Source organism: Bacillus cereus group sp. MYBKT14-1, from assembly GCF_051915185.1.
Taxonomy (GTDB): Bacteria; Bacillota; Bacilli; order Bacillales; family Bacillaceae_G; genus Bacillus_A; species Bacillus_A cereus.
This window is the reverse complement of record NZ_JBQAEF010000002.1, coordinates 568,771-588,914: the sequence shown is the minus strand read 5'-3', so window position 1 is coordinate 588,914 and position 20,144 is coordinate 568,771. Positions and strand designations below refer to the sequence as shown.

Genomic DNA, 20,144 nt, shown 5'->3' with positions numbered 1-20,144 from the left:
CATTCTCTCCCCCAAAAGTCGAAAAAAGAGCCTTAGTGATGACTCTATCACGAAAAATAAACCATGTCTAGTACACGGATATAGTCAATCCGAGGGTGATAACCGCATGATAATAAGGATCCATGCTCTTCTATTTCTTCTTTCGTAATTGACTTGCGTCCACCAGTATTTTGACGATTCCAAAATGCAATAATATGTTTTGCATCTAGTAAATAAAATTCATCAAAAAGTGTAAATTTAATAATAACAAATGCAATTCCATTATGAGCAACCACTTGCTTCATATGTTCAATTTGATGAAGGTGGAAGTTTTGAAGTGGGAAACTAGTTTTATTTTTTGTTTCCTTTGCTTCAAAATCGATGTATTTCCCTTTGTATACACCGTTGTAATCTGTTGTAGAAGGTTGTTTAAAATACGCTTCTTTTACCACTGCAGCACTTCGAGCGGGGTAATCTACTTTTACAATTTGAAGAGGTGTAGGCTTTTTATGTACACATGCAATATTATGGGTTAAGTAATATTGATTTGTTTCATTCAATTCCTCTTCAAGGGACATACCTCTATTACTATAAGTATGTGTTTTTATAGGTGTTTTTTGAGGTTGTGAAGCTTGATTATACCTTTTTCCATTTGGGTAACGAATGGTCATAGTGTGTCCACCCCCAACTTGCTAAGAATTACTTACAAAGGTGATTATATCAAAAAATGAAAAAAGATGTGACCTTTTTGATGAAAGGTATGATGACTTATTTATGTTTACATGGAATGATTATATGAAAATGAAACAAAATCGAGAAAAAAATTTTTGTACAGAGGAAGAAAAAGCAATCATTCACAATATTAAAAAGAAAACAGAAATAGCTAATGTGGACAATATTTCTCGGACACAATCTTATCAAGAATATTATTTAAGAAATAGTGAAATCAGGTGGGCCTTTTTAGCGAGTATGGTTTCGAGAAATGCGGGCTGGAATATGACTGATTTAGAAGGGAGATATTATGCTACTGTTTTACCTAGAACGGTAAAAAAACATTTATTTATTCTGTACGAACAGGCTAATTGGATTATTTTTTTAGATGCATTTCCTCAGCTATTATTGTATGAGGAAAGTAAGAAGAGACGTGCACCTCTCTTTCATTTGTTACAATATTTCAACGTATCAATTTTTATGGAAAAAGAATGGTTACTTTTCTGGGAAAGAAGAGATATGAATAGGCTTATGACAGCGCTTATTATAAATGAACAAAATAAAATTCAAAAACCAGTCATTGAGAACACATATTTTAAAAAACATGTATTCCATACTGCACTTTTTAAAGTACAAGAAAGACTTCATATTAGTGCAGTTATCTTCCCAACAATTGAAGGGAGAATGTATGGATTTTCGGTTTATCAATTTGAAACGTTACAACAGCGTATAGAACTAGGAAAAAAATTAGCATGGTTATTGTTTCATCCAATTTATAATGGTTCGTTTTATAAGTTTGCATTGCAAACTACACATACTGGGTCTAGAGAAGATTATGAAGTTTACGCAAAGGAAACTCGAAAGTCTTATACGCCAACACTTAGAGATATTTATCCTGTTATTTTACATGAAGAAATAAAAATGAGAGATTGGTTTTGTGCAAATATGAAAATGAATGTGCTATTTGTACCTGAAGAACCTAAAGGGGAAGTTAATATAACAGAATGGTATAGAAGAAAGAGAGAACAAATCTATAGGCTATCTATCGCAAATCGTTTTGCTAAAAGGATGGATGAGTTCATGATATAATAAAAAAGAAGTCCCGTCTTCCATTTTGAAGACGGGACTTCTTAATTTGAAACAATCCTGCTATGTGTGCTACAACTTTAATCTCAAAACGTAATGCTAGTAGGAGATTAAGGGTGACTTGGAATTTAACTGTTCGTAATAAAGTCTCGCTTTATGTAGCAGGGAAGTTTGGACCATCTAGCTTTGGATTGCCAGTCTCGGGTTTATTTTGTTGTTTGTTTTGGTTTTTCTTTTTTTCATTTTTGTTCTTTGCCATTGTAATACACCTCCTTTTTGTATTGTTACCATTTCTATAAATGACATACGAAATGATTTCTTTGACGAATAACAACTAGTTTTGTCATGTGGGCAGGAGTGGTGAATCATTCGGCGAAATTACATGACAAAGGAAAAGCAAAGAAGGAGGCGTTTTGTATATGGCGATGGTTCAGAAGGAAGATGTAATGAAAAAAATGGATCAAATGTTAAGTTCTCTCGATTTGCTGGAAATGAATATAGGGATTAGAATGAATCATGCATTAAAGGATGCGAGTGAAAAAATATGCAATAAGATAGAAATAACAGAAATGCATATTGAACATATGGAAAATAAATTAGTGCATCACGAAGAGAAAGGGAATTGGGTAAAGACATTTCAAAACGTCGTAGTGAGTGCATAATAAGGTGGGAAAGAAATGAAGAATGAAGCATTAATACAGTCTTCAGAAAAACTCATGCAGTATAATAATGAAGCGAATGTAAAAAAGAGAGAACTAACCGAATACGACTTTTATAAGGATATGAAACCGTTTGTAGATAGGGTAGATGAGGAATTAAAGAAGTGGAAAGAATTAGCTTATAAGTGGATTAAAGAAGAAAAGCCAAAATATATACATGTACAGCAAATTGATCAAGTATATGATAATTTACAAACGAATGTGTTGCAATGCTTTGTAAATAAAGGTAAAGGTAAACGATTCTTTGAAACACACCAAGCCATTTCGTATACTTTGCAAAATATAGTTGAGCAATGTAAATAACAAGAGGGAGAGCCCTCTTGTTATTTTTATGCTTCTGTCATTGTTGTAGGTTTTGTTGCGCCGTTTATTTCTAATTCTTTTATTAATGTTCGATAATCTGAAATGCATATTTTTCCTTCGAGATACCAATGTCTCGCAAAGTCTAATAATTCATTTGCATTCTCTGTGCAATACCCCTTTTTTTGAGAAAACGCTTGTTTTAAATCCCCTAATACCATGTTGATTCCTCCCCCATGAGAATCTTCTTCTTCATTATCATAGCATGGAAGGGTTTTCTTTTTTAATTTTTTAAAAATTTAAACTTCCGACAAAAATAGACAGATACTCCATCACACATATTATTTTATAGGTACATATTATATATGTAGAAACTTATGTGAAGGAGGAGAGAATGCATGTTTCAACAACCTAACTTATATCAGCAAACGAATCCATATGCACAGCAAAATATGTACCAATATAATACGGATACATATTTACGGTATAATATGTATCCTTTCGAGCCTTATTATGGAAATCAAAATTATTATCAACCGTTTGAAGTGTCCTTTATGAATCAAGCTCAACAACCACAACAGCAGCAACCTTATGTGAATCAAGCTCAACAACCACAACAGCAGCAGCAACCTTATGTGAATCAAGCTCAACAATCACAAGCTCAGCAACCATACATGAATCAACCACAGCAGCAGCCTTATATGAATTCGCAATATTATATGCCACCACCATCGCCGTATGCTAATCAACAAGCGATGTTTTATCCACCAAAACAACCGTACCCGACGCAGGGTAAGCAAAAGCAACAACAGCCAAGTCAGTTTTCTAGTTTTGTTTCTCAATTTAAAACATCAGATGGTAACTATGATGTAAATAAAATGATGAATACAGCTGGACAAATGATGAATGCGATGAATCAAGTGACAGGTATTGTAAAGCAAGTTGGAGGCTTTTTTGGTAAGTGATGTTGAAGGATTGTCTATAAAAACAATGTAAATGAAATAAAGGACTAGACAAATTTCCTTGTAATAAATGGGTATATATAACAAACGGCTTTCTCTTTTTTCTCATACTGTAAAGTGTAATCAGATTTTTTTTACGAGAGAGGAGAGAAAAAACTATGCATCATTGTCATCCTTGCTTTGGAGGGCATAAGCCTACAGGACCTATTTGTACGACTGCTCCTGTCATTCATCCGACGAAACAATGCGTAACACACTCTTTTTCAACAACGGTGGTGCCACACATTTTCCCAACACATACAACACATGTACATCATCAACAAATTAAAAATCAAAACTTCTTCCCGCAAACAAATTCAAATGTAAATGTTGTGGACCCAATCGACCCAGGATTCGGTGGCGGATGTGGACCGTGTGGCCATGGTCATCATCATCACCACCACGGTCATCAAATATCTCCATTTGGGCCAGGACCGAATGTATCACCGTTTGGACCAGGACCAAATGTATCACCAGTAGGTCCAAATATCGGACCAAACGTTGGTGGAATATTTAAAAAGTAAATGATATGTTAGAACTAGCGAAATGCTAGTTCTTTTTTTGTAATTGGAGTGTTGATATGAAAGTTATTGCAGTAACAGGATATAAGCCATTTGAACTTGGAATATTTAAAAATGATCATCCAGGAGTGGAGTGTATAAAGAAAGCATTACACCGTAAATTAATCACTTTTGTAGAAGATGGTTTAGAATGGGTTATAATAAGCGGCCAATTAGGTGTAGAATTATGGGCTGCTGAAGTTGTTTTTGAAATGCAAGTAGAATATCCTGATTTAAAATTAGCGGTATTCACTCCGTTTTTAGAACAAGAAGAAAATTGGAAAGAAGATAATCGTGAATATTACGAATTTATTCTTTCTCAAGCAGACCATGTTGATAGTATCACGAAACGGAAGTATGAAAGCCCAGAGCAATTTAAATTAAAAAATCAATTTTTTATTGAAAAAAGTGATGCGCTTTTAGCGGTATACGATGAAGAAAAACCAGGAAGTCCCAAATATATTGTAGAATCAGCAAAGAAAAAAGGGGAAATAGAAAATTATCACAGTTATTTCATTCTTTTTTCTGATTTACAAGATATAATAGAAGAGGAACAGTGGAATAATGCAGAGTAATATGTAATATAGTACTCGTATATATGATTGACAAAAAGCATTGTTTCTGAAAAAATTTAGTTAATGAAAGTTTTGGTAAAAATTTGAGGTGAAGAAAATGATTTCGGATAAAATTAAATTAACAGCGAAAGATATTTTAGAAAAAGAATTTAAAACAGGTATGAGAGGTTATCAGCAAGAAGAAGTAGACAAGTTTCTTGATATGATCATTAAAGACTATGAAGCTTTCCACAAAGAGTTTGAGCAATTAAAGCAACAAAATGCTCGTTTAAAGCGTGAATTAGAGGAACAAAAACTAGCAGTAACGCAAGTTCCACAACAACCTGTACAAACACCAGTTGCACAACCGGTTTATAACAACACGAATACGGATATTTTAAAACGCTTATCTAACTTAGAAAAAGCTGTATTTGGAAGTAAGTTATACGAATGATGTAAGGTGGGAAAAGGTTTAAGCATTTTACATAGAAAAAAACGTTGCAAAATCTTTTTGTTTCCACTATACTAATGGATGTCATAACGTTTGGGTAATCGCTGCAACGCCAACGTTGTAGAGGAAAGTCCATGCTCGCACGGCCTGAGATGGCTGTAGTGTTCGTGCCTAGCCAATTCATAAGCTAGGGTATTCTGGCTGTAAGGCTGGTTTAACGGCAGGGAAAAAACCTAAGTCCTTTCGGATATGGTTTGACTACCTTTAAAGTGCCACAGTGACGAAGTCCTTGAAGAAATGATAGGAGTGGAACGAGGTAAACCCCACGAGCGAGAAACCCAAATAATGGTAGGGGAATCTTTTCCAAGGAAATGAACGACGGGAAAGGACAGGTTTTATAACCTGTAGATAGATGATTGCCACCGGAGTACGAGGCGTGGGCCGTTTGTAGTACAAAGGAACAGAACATGGCTTACAGAACGTTATGAACCAACTATGAAATAACTCAGCTCTCCTTTGTTAGAGGAGGGCTTTTTATTTGTATGAAGTTATAAAGTATGAGTTAAAATGGTTAATGAGAAAATTTTTCGTAAAATGTAATAATTAATAGGACCAATTGCTATTAATTATTGTTTGAATATACATAAGAGGTGAATGCAAATGGGAAAAGTTACTTTAATTGCAACAGCGGCAATGGGTATTGAAGCGTTAGTTGCCCGAGAAGTTCGCGATCTTGGTTATGAATGTCAAGTAGAAAACAGCAAAGTAACATTTGAAGCAGATGAAAAGGCGATTTGTCGTACGAACTTATGGTTACGTACTGCGGACCGTGTAAAAATTAAAGTTGGCGAATTTAAAGCAACGACATTTGATGAGCTATTTGAAAAAACGAAAGCATTAAACTGGGGAGATTATATTCCAGAGAATGGTGAATTCCCTGTTATCGGTAAATCTTTAAAATCTGAATTATTCAGTGTTTCGGATTGCCAACGTATCGTTAAAAAAGCTGTCGTTGAAAAATTAAAAACAACATATAAACGTACAACTTGGTTTGAAGAAGATGGTCCGTTATTCCGTATCGAGATTGCAATGCTCAAGGATATTGCAACATTAACAATTGATGCGAGCGGTGTTGGGCTTCATAAACGTGGATACCGTATGGATCAAGGGGAAGCTCCGTTAAAAGAAACATTAGCTGCGTCTTTAATTAAATTAACAAACTGGAAGCCAGATCGTCCATTTGTTGATCCATTCTGTGGATCAGGTACAATTCCGATTGAAGCAGCATTAATTGGACAAAACATTGCACCAGGATTTAACCGTGGTTTCGCATCTGACGAGTGGGGCTGGGTAGGTAAACAAAACTGGCGTGAAGCTCGTCAAGAAGCTGAAGATTTAGCGAACTATGATCAACGATTACAAATCATTGGATCAGATATTGATCATCGTATGATTCGAGTTGCTCAAGATAACGCAGAAGAAGTAGGCTTAGGCGATTTAATTACATTTAAACAAATGCAAGTAAAAGATTTTACAACAAAAGAGGATTATGGCTACGTTGTAACGAATCCTCCATACGGAGAACGTTTAAGTGAAAAAGCACTCGTTGAACAACTGTATAAAGAAATGGGACAAGTATTCCGCCCATTAGATACATGGTCAGCGTATGTATTAACAAGCTACGAAGCATTTGAGAAGTGTTACGGAAAAGATGCGTCGAAGAAGCGTAAGCTGTTTAACGGATTTATCCGTACAGATTACTACCAATACTTCGGAAAACGTCCACCACGTAATTCATAGTATAAAACTCCTCTAGCGCGCATATACTGGCTATTATGTAATGCGTAAAGGAGGAAGTCATATGGATAATTTTCAATTATCAATGATTCAAAAAGCTATTCACCGTACGTATGATGAGCTCGGAAAAGAAGTGGATAGTCAAGGTGCGATTGTAGATGAAATACAAAAAGCACAAGAAGAATATTTGTCAGCTCTTTCACATGAAACAGCGATTGATAAACGGTATTTAAAGTCATTAATATAGAAGAAAATTTTCCTTTTTCGAAAGGAAAATTTTTTTTCGTGAATTTCTATGTATTGCAACAGGGGAAAGTGGCTGCACACATATGCGTAGCAGTTGCTATTATCTTTTTATAGAAAAACTTTTTGGTTGGAGGCTAAGGATGTTTACTGAGAAGAGATTACCATTTGAAGTAGGAAAACAAGATAATTTTTATGATAAGTTGAATGAGTGGATTGGAGATGTGTTTTACGACATCCTTCCGGAAAAAGGATTTGAAGAGCGTGATGAACAAATTTTTATGGCGTTTCAGTTAGAACGCGCTTTCCAAGAAAAGAAAGTTATGTTCGCAGAAGCTGGTGTAGGAACAGGGAAAACAATTGTATATCTTCTATATGCAATTTGTTACGCGCGTTATACTGGGAAACCAGCTATTATTGCTTGTGCAGATGAAACGTTAATTGAGCAGCTTGTGAAAGAAGAAGGGGACATCGCTAAGTTATCTGAAGCATTAGGGCTATCTGTTGATGTAAGGCTTGCAAAATCAATGGATAATTATTTATGCTTACGTAAACTTGAAGATGTTATGAGTGGACGAGCTCCAGAAGTAATTGAAGACGTATATTACGAGTTACCACAGTTTGTATTCGATCATGGTACGATGCAAAACTTTACTCACTATGGTGACAGAAAAGAATTTCCACTTTTAAATGACGAAGAATGGTCAAAAGTAAATTGGGATTACTTCCAAGATTGCTTTACTTGTGATTCTCGTCATCGTTGTGGACAAACTCTTTCTCGTGAACATTATCGTAAAGCAGCAGATTTAATTATTTGTTCTCAAGATTTCTACATGGATCATATTTGGACGTACGATGCTCGTAAGCGTGAAGGGCAAATTCCATTGTTACCAGAAAGTAGCTGCGTTGTATTCGATGAAGGACATCTTGTAGAATATGCAGCTCAAAAAGCTTTAACATACCGTTTAAAGCAAACGATGATGGAGCAACTATTAACGAGATTGCTACAAAATGATATTCGTGAGGAGTTTGCACATTTAGTAGAAGAAACAATTTGGCAAACTGAACGATTCTTTGATGTGTTACAAGAGAATAAAAAGGAAATTGCCGGTTCTGATCGTCTAGAAATTACTGTGACAGAAAAAGTAACAGCTGAAGCGAAACGACTTTATGCAAAAATCGGTGAAGTTGGAGATGCATTAGTATTCGAAAGTGAAATGCATACAGTAAACACGTATGATTTAAATATTGTTGATGAGCATTTAGATGTATTAGAACATTCACTTCGTCTGTTCATGCACGAGAAAAATGTAATTACTTGGGGGGAAGAAGGTGATGGTGCCTTCACGTTAGTTATTATGCCGCGTGCAGTTGAAGAAGTGTTACAAGAGAAAGTATTCTCGAAGAAAATACCGTATATTTTCTCTTCTGCGACATTATCGAACAACGATTCATTCGCTTTCACAGCTAATAGCCTAGGGGTAAAAGATTACTTGTCATTCTCAGTTGCTTCACCGTTTGATTACGAAGAGCAAATGACAGTAAACTTACTATCATATACGAAAGAAAATGAATGGGAAAGAAAGTGTCAATATACACTTGAAAATATACAAAAAACAAATGGACGTACGCTTGTATTATTCCGTACAACGCAAGAGCTTGCAGCGTTCAAAGAGTATGTAAGTAAAGAGCAAATGTCGGTTCCGTTCTTATATGAAGGAGATCAGGAAATTAGCCAGCTCGTTTCTCGTTTCCAAAATGAAGAAGAGACTGTACTTTGTGCGGTTCATTTATGGGAAGGTTTAGATATTCCTGGTTCATCATTATCGCACGTTATTATTTGGTCTTTACCATTCCCTCCAAACGATCCTGTGTTTGAAGCGAAACGTAAGCACGTAAATGATCCATTCTGGGATGTAGATGTACCATATATGATTTTACGACTTCGTCAAGGAATTGGGCGTTTAATTCGTACAAGTGAAGATAAAGGTGCTATATCAATTTTCTTATCTGATTCAGAAGATGAGAAAGTAGTTGCAGCTGTGAAAAATGTACTGCCAGTAGAAGGTAAAGAATTATAAGGAGAAAGCTTGGCGCTTGCCAAGCTTTTTTTCTATTATAAAAGGAATTTATGTTTCTGTGTCGAATTAAATTTGAGGTAGAAAAAGGAGGCTTTTATACGATGACAGTTGCTACATATGAGGTAGAAAAACAATTTTTAACATACGTGAAGAAGATACAGAATTACGGAGAAGCATTAAGTTTAATGTTTTGGGATTTAAGAACAGGTGCACCAAAAAAAGGTGTAGATCAGCGTTCAGAAGTAATTGGTATGCTTTCGTCAGAAGTGTTTGCTATGTCGACTTCAGATGAGATGGGAAACTATTTAACAGAACTTGAAGCTTTAATACGTGAAGATAAACTTTCTGAAACAACGAAGAAAATGGTTGAAGAGTGTCGGAAAGAATATGATAGAAATAAAAAAATTCCACAAGCTGAATATGAGGCTTATGTGAAATTAGAAGCGAAAGCAGAGAGTGTGTGGGAAGAAGCTCGTGAAAAATCTGATTTCGAAATGTTCCGCCCATACTTAGAAAAAATTGTTGAATTTAAAAAGAAATTTATTACATATTGGGGTTATGAAACATATAAATATAATACATTATTAGACATGTATGAGCCAGGTATTACAGTAGAAGTTTTAGATCACGTATTTGGTCAACTTCGTGAGCGCATCGTGCCGCTTGTAAAAGAAATCTCTGAGTCTAAAAAAGGATTAAAAACAAGTGCTTTATCGGAACAGTTTTCAAAAGAAAAACAAAAGAACTTTACATTAGAACTATTAAAGCAATTGAATTATGACTTTGAAGCAGGTCGTCTTGATGAAACAGTGCATCCTTTCGAAATTACATTAAATAGAGGGGATGTTCGTATTACGACACGCTATGATGAAAAAGATTTTCGTATGGCTGTTTTTGGAACGATTCATGAATGTGGTCATGCAGTATATGAACAAAATATTGCAGAACAATTTGAAGGTACACCACTTTGCAGTGGTACATCTATGGGTATTCACGAATCACAATCATTATTCTTTGAGAACTTTATCGGCCGTAATAAATCATTCTGGAAGAAAAATTATGATTTATTAAAAGAGTATAGCAATGGTCAATTTGATGATATGTCAGTCGATGAATTTTATGATGCAATTAACGAATCGAAGCCGTCATTCATTCGTATAGAAGCAGATGAGCTTACATACCCGCTTCATGTTATGGTGCGTTATGAATTAGAGAAAGAATTATTTGATGGTACATTACAAGTGAAGGACTTACCAGCAGCTTGGAATGATAAGATGGAAGCATATTTAGGAATTCGTCCGGAAAATGATGCACAAGGTGTATTGCAAGATGTTCACTGGGCTGGTGGCTCATTTGGATACTTCCCATCTTATGCGCTTGGTTACATGTATGCAGCGCAATTTAAGCAAAGAATGTTAAAAGATATTCCGAACTTTGATGCATTATTAGAAGAAGGAAACGTAACACCGATTCGTGAATGGTTAACAGAACATATTCACCAATATGGTAAAACGAAAAAGCCGCTTGAAATTTTAGAAGATGTAACAGGTGAAGGCTTAAATGCAAACTACTTAGCCGATTATTTAGAAGCGAAATATAAAGAGATTTATGAGTTGTAAAAAAAGAGCTGCTTAATTGCAGCTCTTTTTTAAAGGGGGATGGGAGAATGGACTATACATATACAGTAATGACGCAAGAAGAAGCAGAAGAAATTGCATAAAACTGGCATTATGAAGGGAAATATTCCTTTTACGATATAGAGGCAGATGAAGAAGATTTAGCTGAATTTTTACATGATGAAAGTAGAGGGAATCATACATTTTCTGTGAAGGAAAATGGCACTCTCATTGGTTATTTTACTGTTTGTAAAATAAATGACGGAACGGTTGATATTGGTCTTGGAATGAGACCTAATATAACTGGGAACGGATTTGGTTTACAGTTCTTAAACGCTATACTAGCTTTTAGTAAAGAAAAATATGGATGCAAGTATATAACACTATCAGTAGCTATATTTAATGAGAGAGCGATTAAAGTGTATAAAAGGGCAGGATTTGAAGTAGTTGGAACGTTTATACAGAAAACAAATGGTAGTTGTTTTGAGTTTTTGAAAATGAATTATATATGTAAAAATGATTAAAAAAAAGAAGAATCTCCTTCTGTTTTTTTATGCAGAAATAAATCATACTTTTTGTAATTGGAAGTTTTGAAATTTTGGAAGAGGATGTGTATGATTGAAGTTTAATAGTAAATAGCAAGTTTAGTAAGGAGAGACAGCATGAGTATAATTAAAACGAAAAATGAAATAGAGTTAATACATGAATCTGGAAAATTACTTGCTTCATGTCATAGAGAAATTGCGAAGATGATGAAACCAGGTATTACTACAAAAGAAATTAATACGTTTGTTGAAGCATATTTAGAACAGCATGGTGCAACGTCTGAGCAGAAAGGGTACAACGGATATCCATATGCGATATGTGCATCTGTAAACGATGAAATGTGTCATGCGTTTCCGGCCGATGTTCCTTTAACTGAGGGTGATATTGTAACAATTGACACGGTAGTAAACTTAAATGGGGGTCTTTCAGATTCTGCTTGGACGTATAGAGTTGGAAAAGTTTCTGATGAAGCAGAAAAGTTGTTGTTAGTAGCTGAGAATGCTTTGTATAAAGGAATTGACCAGGCGGTAATTGGTAATCATGTAGGAGATATTGGCTATGCAATTGAAAGTTATGTAACAAATGAAGGTTTTTCTGTTGCAAGAGACTTTACGGGACATGGAATCGGTAAAGAGATTCATGAAGAACCAGCAATTTTTCATTTTGGGAAACAAGGACAAGGACCTCAGTTACAAGAAGGAATGGTAATTACAATTGAACCGATTGTAAATATAGGTATGCGATATTCTAAAGTAGATTTAAATGGGTGGACTGCACGAACGATGGACGGGAAATTATCAGCTCAATATGAGCATACAATTGCGATTACAAAAGATGGGCCAATCATTTTAACGAAGTTGTAATTGGAAATGAAAGAGTTTGCAAAACTCGAACAAAAATAGTAGTTTTTAAAAATTTGTACGTGTTTTTTCGATAAATGCTTTTCAAAGCATAAAAAGTACGTTATAATCCTTCTATAAAATAAATAGTTAGCTACACTCATATAATCGCGGGGATATGGCCTGCAAGTTTCTACCGAAGTACCGTAAATACTTTGACTATGAGTGAGGACGAATATAATTGCTTGTTTAGCATTCTTTTTTTGCGAAACTCCAAAAGCGCGTCTCTCACTTGTAACGAGTGGTGGCGGCTTTTGGAGTTTTTTTATTGCATAAGAGGGGGAACAAACATGAAAGTATTACAAGAAAAGATTTTGAACGAAGGAAAGGTTTTATCTGGTGACGTATTAAAGGTAGATGCTTTTTTAAATCATCAAATTGATCCAGTACTTATGCAAGAAATCGGAAAAGAATTTGCTAAACGTTTTAAAGAAGAGAACATTACAAAAATCGTGACGATTGAATCTTCAGGCATTGCACCAGCAGTTATGGCTGCATTAGAGCTTGGTGTAAAAGTAATTTTTGCACGAAAACGTAAATCGTTAACGTTACAAGATAATATGTACGTTGCAAACGTATATTCATTTACAAAACAAGAAACAAATGAAATTTCATTATCTCGAAATCATATCGATGAAAATGATCGTGTATTAATCATCGATGACTTTTTAGCAAACGGTCAGGCTGCTTTAGGTTTAATGAGTTTAGTAGAGCAAGCTGGAGCGAGTATTGCAGGAATTGGAATTGTTATTGAAAAAGCATTTCAAGATGGAGGAAAGAAGCTTCGTGAACAAGGCGTTCGTGTTGAATCACTAGCAGAAATTGCATCACTTGATAACGGCACAGTTACATTTGTACAGCAAGAAACTGCGGAGGTGAAATAAACGATGAAGCAGCATCCATTTAAAATTGCATCGCTTGGTATGCAGCATATGCTTGCAATGTATGCTGGAGCAATTATCGTTCCGCTTATTGTGGGCGGTGGACTTGGTTTAAATCAAAAAGAGTTAACATATTTAGTCTCAATTGATTTATTAATGTGCGGCGTTGCGACAATTTTACAAGCATTATCAAATCGCTTTTTCGGTATAGGACTTCCCGTTGTACTTGGTTGTACATTTACAGCCGTTGGACCGATGATTGCGATTGGAAAACAATACGGTGTGTCTTCAATTTATGGAGCAATTATTGCTGCTGGGTTATTCGTTGTTATTTTTGCGAAATTATTTGGAAAACTTGTAAAACTGTTTCCACCTGTTGTAACAGGATCTGTTGTTACTGTAATTGGAGTTACACTTGTTCCAGCAGCAATTAATGATATGGCTGGAGGAGTAGGAAGTAAGGATTTCGGTAGTCTTGAAAATTTAGCATTAGCATTTGGTGTGTTATTATTTATCATCATTATGTATCGTTTCTTTGATGGATTTATTCGTTCAATCTCTATTTTACTAGGTCTATTGTTCGGTACTATCGTTGCAGCGTTTATGGGGAAAGTAAGTTTGCAAGCGGTTGGAGAGGCGGATTGGTTCCACGGTATTCAACCATTTTACTTTGGTACACCAACATTTGAATTAACACCAATTATTACGATGATTCTCGTTGCTTGTGTAGGGATTGTAGAAGCAACGGGTGTATACTTTGCATTATCTGATATTTGCAATAAAAAAATCGGTGAAAAAGAATTAACAAAAGGCTATCGCGCAGAAGGATTAGCGATGGTGTTAGGTGGCATTTTCAACGCGTTCCCATATACAACATACTCTCAAAACGTAGGACTTGTTCAATTAACTGGAGTAAGAAATCGCGTTATTATTTATACTTGCGGTGGTATGTTAATCGTACTTGGTTTCATTCCTAAAATCGCAGCTATTACAACAATTATTCCGAAATCAGTACTGGGCGGTGCGATGTTAGCGATGTTCGGTATGGTTATGGCATATGGTATTAAAATGTTAAGTAGCGTTGACTTCGGAAGACAAGAAAACTTATTAATCGTTGCATGTTCTGTCGGAATTGGGCTTGGCGTAACAGTCGTTCCTACATTATTTTCACAACTTCCAGAAAGCATTCGTATTTTAACAGATAACGGAATTGTACTTGGAAGTGCGTCAGCAGTACTTTTAAATATCGTATTTAATATGGTGCCGCAGCGCAAAGTGAAAGTAGAAGAAGAGCCAGTATCTATGCAAAATGCAGTAAGAGAAGCGTAAAAAAGCAAGGTCTCGTTATGAGACCTTGCTTTTCTTTTTAAGTGGCATCATTTTCCCGTAAGTACCAAGACGCCAAATGTACTCAAGTGGCCCGTATTGGTAATGTGAAAGCCACCAGCGGCTAATAAAGATTTGTAACGTGTAGAAACTAATGCAGAATATTGGTCCAACCCATAATGGAGCAGGATAATAATTTTTAAGAAATAGACCAAATACAAGTAATGTAACAATTGTATGCGAGATGTAATTTGTTAATGCCATTCGTCCAACGTATTGGAATGGACGTAATAACGTTTGCCATTTTTCTTTTTGTAATAAACGCATTAGTGTGAAAATGTAGAATATGAATAACGTTTTTCCGCTAAACATTGTAAAGACCTGCATATAAATTGGTTCATAAAATGGTTTTGATAAGAAGTAACGAACCATGAAGAACCACATTGGTAATGTAAAAAGGAACATAATAATTTGCCATTTTTTAAGCTTTGGATCTAACTCTTTCGCGCGGCGGAAAATATCCTTTTTGCCGGCGTATAAACCAAGTAAAAACAGCCCAACTGTTTCTGGGAGCATAAGTAAATTTAATCCAATTCCATCAGCGTAAAATGCATGGAAACGATTTTGTATTTGTGACAGCCAGTCTTCTAATGGCATGATAGGTAAGGAAAAACCTAGCTCTTCCTTTGGTACCAATGCAACCGTAATACCAGCCATTAGCATAATGAATTGAAAAATACTCAATAAAACGATAGCCCATATTAAAATAGTACGAGGTTCTCTCTTATAAAATAAAAATAAGAAAAATCCAGCAATCGCATAAGTATGTAAAATGTCTCCGTCCCATAAAAGAACGTAATGTAAGAAACCGAATAATAATAAAATAAGTAAGCGGCGAACAAATAAAATTTTTGGATGATCTGTTTTCGCTTCAGCACGACTCATAAAAATATAAAAACCTAATCCGAATAAAAACGAAAAAATTGTATAAAATTTCGTTTGAATAAACATATCGTAAAATAGGCGAATGTAGCTGTCTATCCCTTCGTAAATTCCTGAAAGATCACGTGAGTCAACCCCGGCGATAACAGGCCAATTCACAAGAAAAATACCTAGTACAGCTATTCCTCTAATAATATCAATGGAGTGTATCCTCTCGCCTTGTGTGAGATTTTGTGTCATTTTTTTCCTCCTTGTTAAGTAATTCCCTTTTATTATACGAAATGTAAGGTGGAGGGGATAGGGGATATTTCCATTTTTTTAAACTGTTAAGTTATGTAGGATGAGATATAATAAGAGTGCACAACAAGTTTTAACCTTTTTCAAAACAGGCAGTAAAGCTCCTTCTTATAAGGAGCTTTCTTTATGAAAAGTGTTGATAATGATTCTCTTTAATGATAAACTGTATTCAAAAGTGATAATCATTATCAAAAAAAGGTTGGTGCGTAAGTATGGTATATGCATTAGTAGCAGGTACAGTCGCTGTATATGCAGTTATTGCGAAGTATGTTTTAAATGGAGTAGGAACAGCAAAATGAGTGATATGACATAAAATCCCTTTCATTTGTAAAAAGAATGAAAGGGATTTTTTATTTTTAATGAGAATATGCTGAAAATTTAGTATGATAGTAAAGTGAAACTGTAATCAATGGGTAGGTGTAACTCTCACTGGTTATGAGCTCGCAAATAGCGGGGAAAAGTATATACATCTTGGATAAAGGGGAACAAGGGGATGACAAACATAGTACAGACAAACGGTATGAAAAAACTTGTTTGTTTTTATGAAGAGTGGCAAAAACACGGCGATGCAGAGAATAGTTTAAAGTTGTTTGAGGTAATTCAAAAATATAAACAAGAACAGCTTATGATAGCGTTCTGCGGTCACTTCTCTGCAGGGAAATCAACGATGATGAATCATCTATATAAAGCGCAGTTGTTACCGACAAGTCCAATTCCGACAAGCGCTAACGTTGTCAAAATTGAAAAAGGAATGGATCGTGTTGTTGTAACGGTTAAATCTGGAGAGCAGTACGAATATGACGGTGCATATTCAGCAGAAGAATTAAAACAAATTTGTAAAGACGGCGATGAAGTAATTGGTGTTCATATTTATCGAAACGACGCGCCGATTCCTGAAGGGGTTATGTTAGTTGATACACCAGGGATCGATTCAACAGATGATGCCCATCAATTAGCGACAGAGTCGACACTTCATCTGGCAGATGTGATTTTTTATATGATGGATTATAATCACGTCCAATCGGAAGTGAATTTACAATTTGTTAAAGAATTGAAACAACGTAATAAAACGGTTTATCTCGTTGTAAATCAAATAGATAAACATAAAGAAAATGAATTATCGTTTGAGAATTATAAAGATAGTGTAAAACAATCATTCTCTAACTGGGATATTGAAGTAGATGGTGTTTATTATACGTCATTACGAATGATGAACCATCCACATAATGAAATTAGAAGCTTAGAAGCGTTAATTACTTCTATTATGAAAGAAAAAGAGCAGTATGTAAGGACTGGAATGGAGCGAGAAACAGAATATTTAATGGGGGAACATTTCTCGTTTATTGTTTCTGAAAATGAAAAAGCTCTCTTGAAATATGAGGAAGAGTTAGCATCACCACTTTCTATTTCAGAGGTAGTTGAAAAGAAGGAAGAGTTAACGGAAGCGAAAAATCGTGAGGCAAGTAAAGAATCTTATGTGAGAAATGAATTTATAAAAGGTTTACAAGCTATATTAGATAACGCATATTTAATGCCGTTTGAAATGAGAGAATTGGCAAATGCATATTTAGAAACGAAATTAACAAAATTTAAGGTCGGTTTGCTATTTTCGAAAGGAAAGACGGAGCAAGAAAAACAAAGACGTGTAGAGGCGTTTTATTCTGCCCTTCAAAAGACTGTTGAAACGCAGCTTGATTTTCATGTGAAGGAATTTATTGTAGCCTTCTTAAAAGAAGAAGGATTGTTCACGGAGGAAATTGGGAAAGACATATATGGGTTAGAAATTGCTTTCGGACCAGAAATGTTGGCTGAAGTAATTAAACAAGGCGCAGGTTTCACAGGTGATTACTTACTTCTTTATACAGCGGATGTAGCGAATGAACTGAAGAAACGTTATTTTATAAAAGCGCAGCAAATTTTTGATAAAAGTGCGGTCGTTTTAAAGCAAAAGGTGAGAGAAGCAGTTGCTCGTATTGAAGAAGAGATTGAAACATATACGATGCTGCAAACGGCGAAAGAAACACAATTACAATACAGTAACAATTTGGAGGCATATGAAGACTATTTACGAAATGTTTGGCACGATCATGTTGCTACGCCTGAAGGGCTGCAAATAGATGAGATATTGCAAAGGGAAAAGCAAATTGTTAGTGAGAAATTTACACTACAAGAGCAGGAAATCGTAAGCGATAACGTAGCGGTTCATGAAGAAGAGCTGAAAGGAACGGCGGCTTTAAATATTCAGCGGATATTAGAGAAAGTGAAAAAAGCTGAAACGATATTAGAGCCATTGCCAGCGCTGAAACATGTACAGCAAGAGGTAATAGAGAAAAGAAGACGTGTGGAAACAAAACAATTTACAGTAGCGTTATTCGGGGCATTTAGTGCTGGAAAATCATCATTTGCCAATGCCTTACTCGGTGAGAAAGTACTTCCTGTATCACCAAACCCGACGACGGCAACGATTAATCAAATTTTGCCGGTTACAGAGGAAAAACCACACGGAACAGTAATTGTTCAGTTTAAATCAAAGCAAGCGTTATTAGAAGATATGAAAGCTGTTTATAAGCTGTTTCATTATGAGATTGCTACGTTAGATGAAGCGTTAGCACAAATTGATAAAGTTATGAAATATCCTTCACCAACTGGGAAGCAAAAAACAACATTTAGCTTTTTACGAGCGGTACAAAAAGGATATGATGCAGTTTCTACTTATTTAGGAGAACAAGTACAAGTTACATTAGAAGAGTTCTCTGATTATGTAGCGAATGAAGAGAAATCATGCTTCGTTGAGTATATGGAACTTTATTATGATTGTGCTTTAACAAGGCAGGGAGTAGCGCTTGTAGACACACCTGGAGCGGATTCTATTAATGCTCGCCATACGGATGTTGCATTCCAGTATATTAAAAACGCAGATGCTATTTTATTTGTAACATATTATAATCATGTATTCTCTCGTGCTGACCGTGAATTTTTAATTCAGCTTGGTCGTGTAAAGGATACTTTTGCCCTTGATAAAATGTTCTTCTTAATTAATGCGGCGGATTTAGCAGAGTCTGAAGAAGAACTTGAAATGGTAAAAGGTTATATCGCAGATCAGCTACTGCAATACGGTATTAGAAATCCGCGTTTATTTGCAATTTCAAGTTTATGTGCGCTTGAAGAGAAACAAGGAAAGAATGTTGAAAAAGAGAAGTATGGTATTTTACAAAACTCTGGGATTACGAAGTTTGAGGAATCATTTACGTCCTTTATGATGAGAGATTTAATGCTTGTTTCTGTGCATGCTCTATATGGTGCGTTGCAAGGGGCAAATCAGCTTTTAGTAAACATGATAAAAGGTGCAAAGCAGGGGAATGAAGAGAAAGAGAAGCAAACGAAAAAATATGAAGCAGAGCGTGATCAACTACTTCATATCATTTCATCATATAGTGTACTTGCTGAAGAACAGGCGATGCAAAATGAAGTGAAAGAGTTGCTTTATTACGTGCAACAGCGTCTATTCCTACGCTATAACGATGTGTTTACTGAATTTATTAATCCGGCGTCACTTCGAACGGATGGAAATGTGAAAACACAATTGCAACAGTGTGTTATGGAATTAGTAGCATTTATTCAGCATGATTTATTGCAAGAAATGCGTGCGACATCATTACGCCTTGAAAAATGGATAGACGAAGCGATGAAGCGTGCAAAGGACGAAATTGTAGTGAACTGTAAAGTAGAAAATGAATCAATTTCTATGAATGGAACAGTGGAGTATGGATATAAAGATATTACACATAAAGAACCGTTCCCTTCAGTTGAAATAAAAGATTTCAAAAAAGCACTGGCACATTTTAAAAATGAGAAAAGCTTTTTTGAAAAGAATGACAAAGCTTTTATGCAAGAAGACGCTAAATCTGTATTAGAACCGTTCGTATCAAACTATGTAGCTGGTGAAAAAGATTTATTTGTTCATCATTATAAGCAAGAGTGGGATATGAAGTGGAACTTATTCCAAAAAGTGATGCAGCAAGATGTGATGAACTATTATGAAAGTATATTGTTTGCATTGGCTGAAACGATCGATGTATCTCTATATGAACAAAGTAAAGAACAATTGCAAAAGCAGTTAGTAGAGATTGAAAAAGAAATTTATGTTATATAGTC

At 35.3% G+C, this 20,144-nt stretch carries 19 protein-coding genes, 1 other RNA gene, 1 pseudogene and 1 riboswitch; of the genes and pseudogenes, 17 read left to right on the top strand and 4 right to left on the bottom strand.

Annotated features, from left to right (window positions below; translation table 11 throughout):
• Window positions 1–47: 47 nt before the first annotated feature.
• The gene (recU, locus tag ACTFO4_RS09545) at window positions 48–650 is read right to left on the bottom strand and encodes a Holliday junction resolvase RecU (protein ID WP_000155598.1); all 603 of its coding nucleotides are present in this window, start codon (window positions 648–650) and stop codon (window positions 48–50) included.
• 103 nt (window positions 651–753) lie between these two features.
• Here recU and ACTFO4_RS09540 point away from each other — a divergent pair, with 103 nt between their 5' ends.
• Window positions 754–1,779: a DUF2515 domain-containing protein gene (locus tag ACTFO4_RS09540; protein WP_000495658.1), complete on the top strand. Its 1,026-nt coding sequence runs from the start codon at window positions 754–756 to the stop codon at window positions 1,777–1,779.
• A gap of 151 nt (window positions 1,780–1,930) precedes the next feature.
• Here the strand turns inward: ACTFO4_RS09540 and ACTFO4_RS09535 are convergent, their stop codons facing one another.
• Window positions 1,931–2,110 carry a hypothetical protein gene (locus ACTFO4_RS09535; protein ID WP_001987054.1) on the bottom strand — a complete coding sequence of 60 codons (180 nt, stop codon included), beginning with the start codon at window positions 2,108–2,110 and terminating at the stop codon, window positions 1,931–1,933.
• 85 nt (window positions 2,111–2,195) lie between these two features.
• Here ACTFO4_RS09535 and ACTFO4_RS09530 point away from each other — a divergent pair, with 85 nt between their 5' ends.
• Both ACTFO4_RS09530 and ACTFO4_RS09525 read left to right on the top strand, forming a co-directional pair.
• Window positions 2,196–2,438 (top strand): hypothetical protein, encoded by a 243-nt coding sequence (locus ACTFO4_RS09530; RefSeq protein WP_001252036.1) that lies wholly within the window; start codon window positions 2,196–2,198, stop codon window positions 2,436–2,438.
• A gap of 15 nt (window positions 2,439–2,453) precedes the next feature.
• Complete coding sequence (locus tag ACTFO4_RS09525; RefSeq protein ID WP_017673007.1) at window positions 2,454–2,798, top strand: YppE family protein; 345 nt, start codon at window positions 2,454–2,456, stop codon at window positions 2,796–2,798.
• 26 nt (window positions 2,799–2,824) lie between these two features.
• On the opposite strand, the gene ACTFO4_RS09520 is transcribed toward ACTFO4_RS09525, so the two are convergent.
• On the bottom strand, window positions 2,825–3,016 hold the full coding sequence (locus tag ACTFO4_RS09520; protein ID WP_000242652.1) for a YppF family protein: 192 nt from the start codon (window positions 3,014–3,016) through the stop codon (window positions 2,825–2,827).
• 177 nt (window positions 3,017–3,193) lie between these two features.
• Between ACTFO4_RS09520 and ACTFO4_RS09515 the strand changes: the two genes are divergently transcribed.
• The 13 genes and pseudogenes from ACTFO4_RS09515 (at window position 3,194) to pbuX (ending at window position 14,753) form a co-directional block, all read left to right on the top strand.
• Entirely contained in the window at window positions 3,194–3,760 is a 567-nt protein-coding gene (locus tag ACTFO4_RS09515) for a YppG family protein (protein ID WP_000487608.1), read from the top strand.
• Window positions 3,761–3,915: 155 nt separating this feature from the next.
• A complete protein-coding gene (locus ACTFO4_RS09510; RefSeq protein ID WP_000546271.1) occupies window positions 3,916–4,320 on the top strand; it encodes a CotD family spore coat protein in 405 nt (134 codons plus the stop codon).
• A 56-nt stretch (window positions 4,321–4,376) separates the two neighbouring features.
• Window positions 4,377–4,931 (top strand): DUF1273 domain-containing protein, encoded by a 555-nt coding sequence (locus ACTFO4_RS09505; RefSeq protein ID WP_000862908.1) that lies wholly within the window; start codon window positions 4,377–4,379, stop codon window positions 4,929–4,931.
• 97 nt (window positions 4,932–5,028) lie between these two features.
• Window positions 5,029–5,364, top strand: coding sequence for a cell division regulator GpsB (gene gpsB / locus ACTFO4_RS09500; RefSeq protein ID WP_000622431.1), 336 nt, complete (start codon window positions 5,029–5,031; stop codon window positions 5,362–5,364).
• Window positions 5,365–5,450: 86 nt separating this feature from the next.
• An RNA gene (rnpB, locus tag ACTFO4_RS09495) (RNase P RNA component class B) lies at window positions 5,451–5,841 on the top strand.
• Between the two features lie 180 nt (window positions 5,842–6,021).
• The gene (locus ACTFO4_RS09490; protein ID WP_000521224.1) at window positions 6,022–7,161 is read left to right on the top strand and encodes a THUMP domain-containing class I SAM-dependent RNA methyltransferase; all 1,140 of its coding nucleotides are present in this window, start codon (window positions 6,022–6,024) and stop codon (window positions 7,159–7,161) included.
• 61 nt (window positions 7,162–7,222) lie between these two features.
• A complete protein-coding gene (locus tag ACTFO4_RS09485; RefSeq protein ID WP_000368570.1) occupies window positions 7,223–7,405 on the top strand; it encodes a DUF3921 domain-containing protein in 183 nt (60 codons plus the stop codon).
• A gap of 139 nt (window positions 7,406–7,544) precedes the next feature.
• Window positions 7,545–9,482 (top strand): ATP-dependent DNA helicase, encoded by a 1,938-nt coding sequence (locus tag ACTFO4_RS09480; RefSeq protein WP_017673005.1) that lies wholly within the window; start codon window positions 7,545–7,547, stop codon window positions 9,480–9,482.
• 101 nt (window positions 9,483–9,583) lie between these two features.
• Window positions 9,584–11,101, top strand: coding sequence for a carboxypeptidase (gene ypwA, locus ACTFO4_RS09475; RefSeq protein WP_000215077.1), 1,518 nt, complete (start codon window positions 9,584–9,586; stop codon window positions 11,099–11,101).
• Window positions 11,102–11,148: 47 nt separating this feature from the next.
• Window positions 11,149–11,622: pseudogene (locus ACTFO4_RS09470) on the top strand (GNAT family N-acetyltransferase).
• 138 nt (window positions 11,623–11,760) lie between these two features.
• Window positions 11,761–12,507 (top strand): type I methionyl aminopeptidase, encoded by a 747-nt coding sequence (locus ACTFO4_RS09465; protein WP_440013385.1) that lies wholly within the window; start codon window positions 11,761–11,763, stop codon window positions 12,505–12,507.
• 116 nt (window positions 12,508–12,623) lie between these two features.
• Window positions 12,624–12,725: riboswitch (purine riboswitch) on the top strand.
• Between the two features lie 108 nt (window positions 12,726–12,833).
• Window positions 12,834–13,427, top strand: coding sequence for a xanthine phosphoribosyltransferase (locus tag ACTFO4_RS09460; RefSeq protein ID WP_000866483.1), 594 nt, complete (start codon window positions 12,834–12,836; stop codon window positions 13,425–13,427).
• A 3-nt stretch (window positions 13,428–13,430) separates the two neighbouring features.
• Window positions 13,431–14,753: a xanthine permease PbuX gene (pbuX, locus tag ACTFO4_RS09455; protein WP_000809224.1), complete on the top strand. Its 1,323-nt coding sequence runs from the start codon at window positions 13,431–13,433 to the stop codon at window positions 14,751–14,753.
• A gap of 15 nt (window positions 14,754–14,768) precedes the next feature.
• On the opposite strand, the gene ACTFO4_RS09450 is transcribed toward pbuX, so the two are convergent.
• Window positions 14,769–15,932: a DUF418 domain-containing protein gene (locus ACTFO4_RS09450; protein ID WP_000193190.1), complete on the bottom strand. Its 1,164-nt coding sequence runs from the start codon at window positions 15,930–15,932 to the stop codon at window positions 14,769–14,771.
• A 550-nt stretch (window positions 15,933–16,482) separates the two neighbouring features.
• Here ACTFO4_RS09450 and ACTFO4_RS09445 point away from each other — a divergent pair.
• Window positions 16,483–20,142 (top strand): dynamin family protein, encoded by a 3,660-nt coding sequence (locus ACTFO4_RS09445; protein WP_440013388.1) that lies wholly within the window; start codon window positions 16,483–16,485, stop codon window positions 20,140–20,142.
• The last annotated feature ends 2 nt before the right edge of the window (window positions 20,143–20,144 follow it).

Bases quoted from the DNA above. Each gene is read 5' to 3' on its own strand.
- ACTFO4_RS09485 (WP_000368570.1), top strand. From the start codon at position 7,223: ATGGATAATTTTCAATTATCAATGATTCAAAAAGCTATTCACCGTACG.
- ACTFO4_RS09510 (WP_000546271.1), top strand. From the start codon at position 3,916: ATGCATCATTGTCATCCTTGCTTTGGAGGGCATAAGCCTACAGGACCT.
- ACTFO4_RS09505 (WP_000862908.1), top strand. From the start codon at position 4,377: ATGAAAGTTATTGCAGTAACAGGATATAAGCCATTTGAACTTGGAATA.
- recU (WP_000155598.1), bottom strand. From the start codon at position 650: ATGACCATTCGTTACCCAAATGGAAAAAGGTATAATCAAGCTTCACAA.
- ACTFO4_RS09530 (WP_001252036.1), top strand. From the start codon at position 2,196: ATGGCGATGGTTCAGAAGGAAGATGTAATGAAAAAAATGGATCAAATG.
- ACTFO4_RS09515 (WP_000487608.1), top strand. From the start codon at position 3,194: ATGTTTCAACAACCTAACTTATATCAGCAAACGAATCCATATGCACAG.
- ACTFO4_RS09465 (WP_440013385.1), top strand. From the start codon at position 11,761: ATGAGTATAATTAAAACGAAAAATGAAATAGAGTTAATACATGAATCT.
- ACTFO4_RS09460 (WP_000866483.1), top strand. From the start codon at position 12,834: ATGAAAGTATTACAAGAAAAGATTTTGAACGAAGGAAAGGTTTTATCT.
- ypwA (WP_000215077.1), top strand. From the start codon at position 9,584: ATGACAGTTGCTACATATGAGGTAGAAAAACAATTTTTAACATACGTG.
- gpsB (WP_000622431.1), top strand. From the start codon at position 5,029: ATGATTTCGGATAAAATTAAATTAACAGCGAAAGATATTTTAGAAAAA.
- ACTFO4_RS09490 (WP_000521224.1), top strand. From the start codon at position 6,022: ATGGGAAAAGTTACTTTAATTGCAACAGCGGCAATGGGTATTGAAGCG.
- ACTFO4_RS09445 (WP_440013388.1), top strand. From the start codon at position 16,483: ATGACAAACATAGTACAGACAAACGGTATGAAAAAACTTGTTTGTTTT.
- ACTFO4_RS09525 (WP_017673007.1), top strand. From the start codon at position 2,454: ATGAAGAATGAAGCATTAATACAGTCTTCAGAAAAACTCATGCAGTAT.
- ACTFO4_RS09450 (WP_000193190.1), bottom strand. From the start codon at position 15,932: ATGACACAAAATCTCACACAAGGCGAGAGGATACACTCCATTGATATT.
- ACTFO4_RS09480 (WP_017673005.1), top strand. From the start codon at position 7,545: ATGTTTACTGAGAAGAGATTACCATTTGAAGTAGGAAAACAAGATAAT.
- pbuX (WP_000809224.1), top strand. From the start codon at position 13,431: ATGAAGCAGCATCCATTTAAAATTGCATCGCTTGGTATGCAGCATATG.
- ACTFO4_RS09540 (WP_000495658.1), top strand. From the start codon at position 754: ATGTTTACATGGAATGATTATATGAAAATGAAACAAAATCGAGAAAAA.
- ACTFO4_RS09520 (WP_000242652.1), bottom strand. From the start codon at position 3,016: ATGGTATTAGGGGATTTAAAACAAGCGTTTTCTCAAAAAAAGGGGTAT.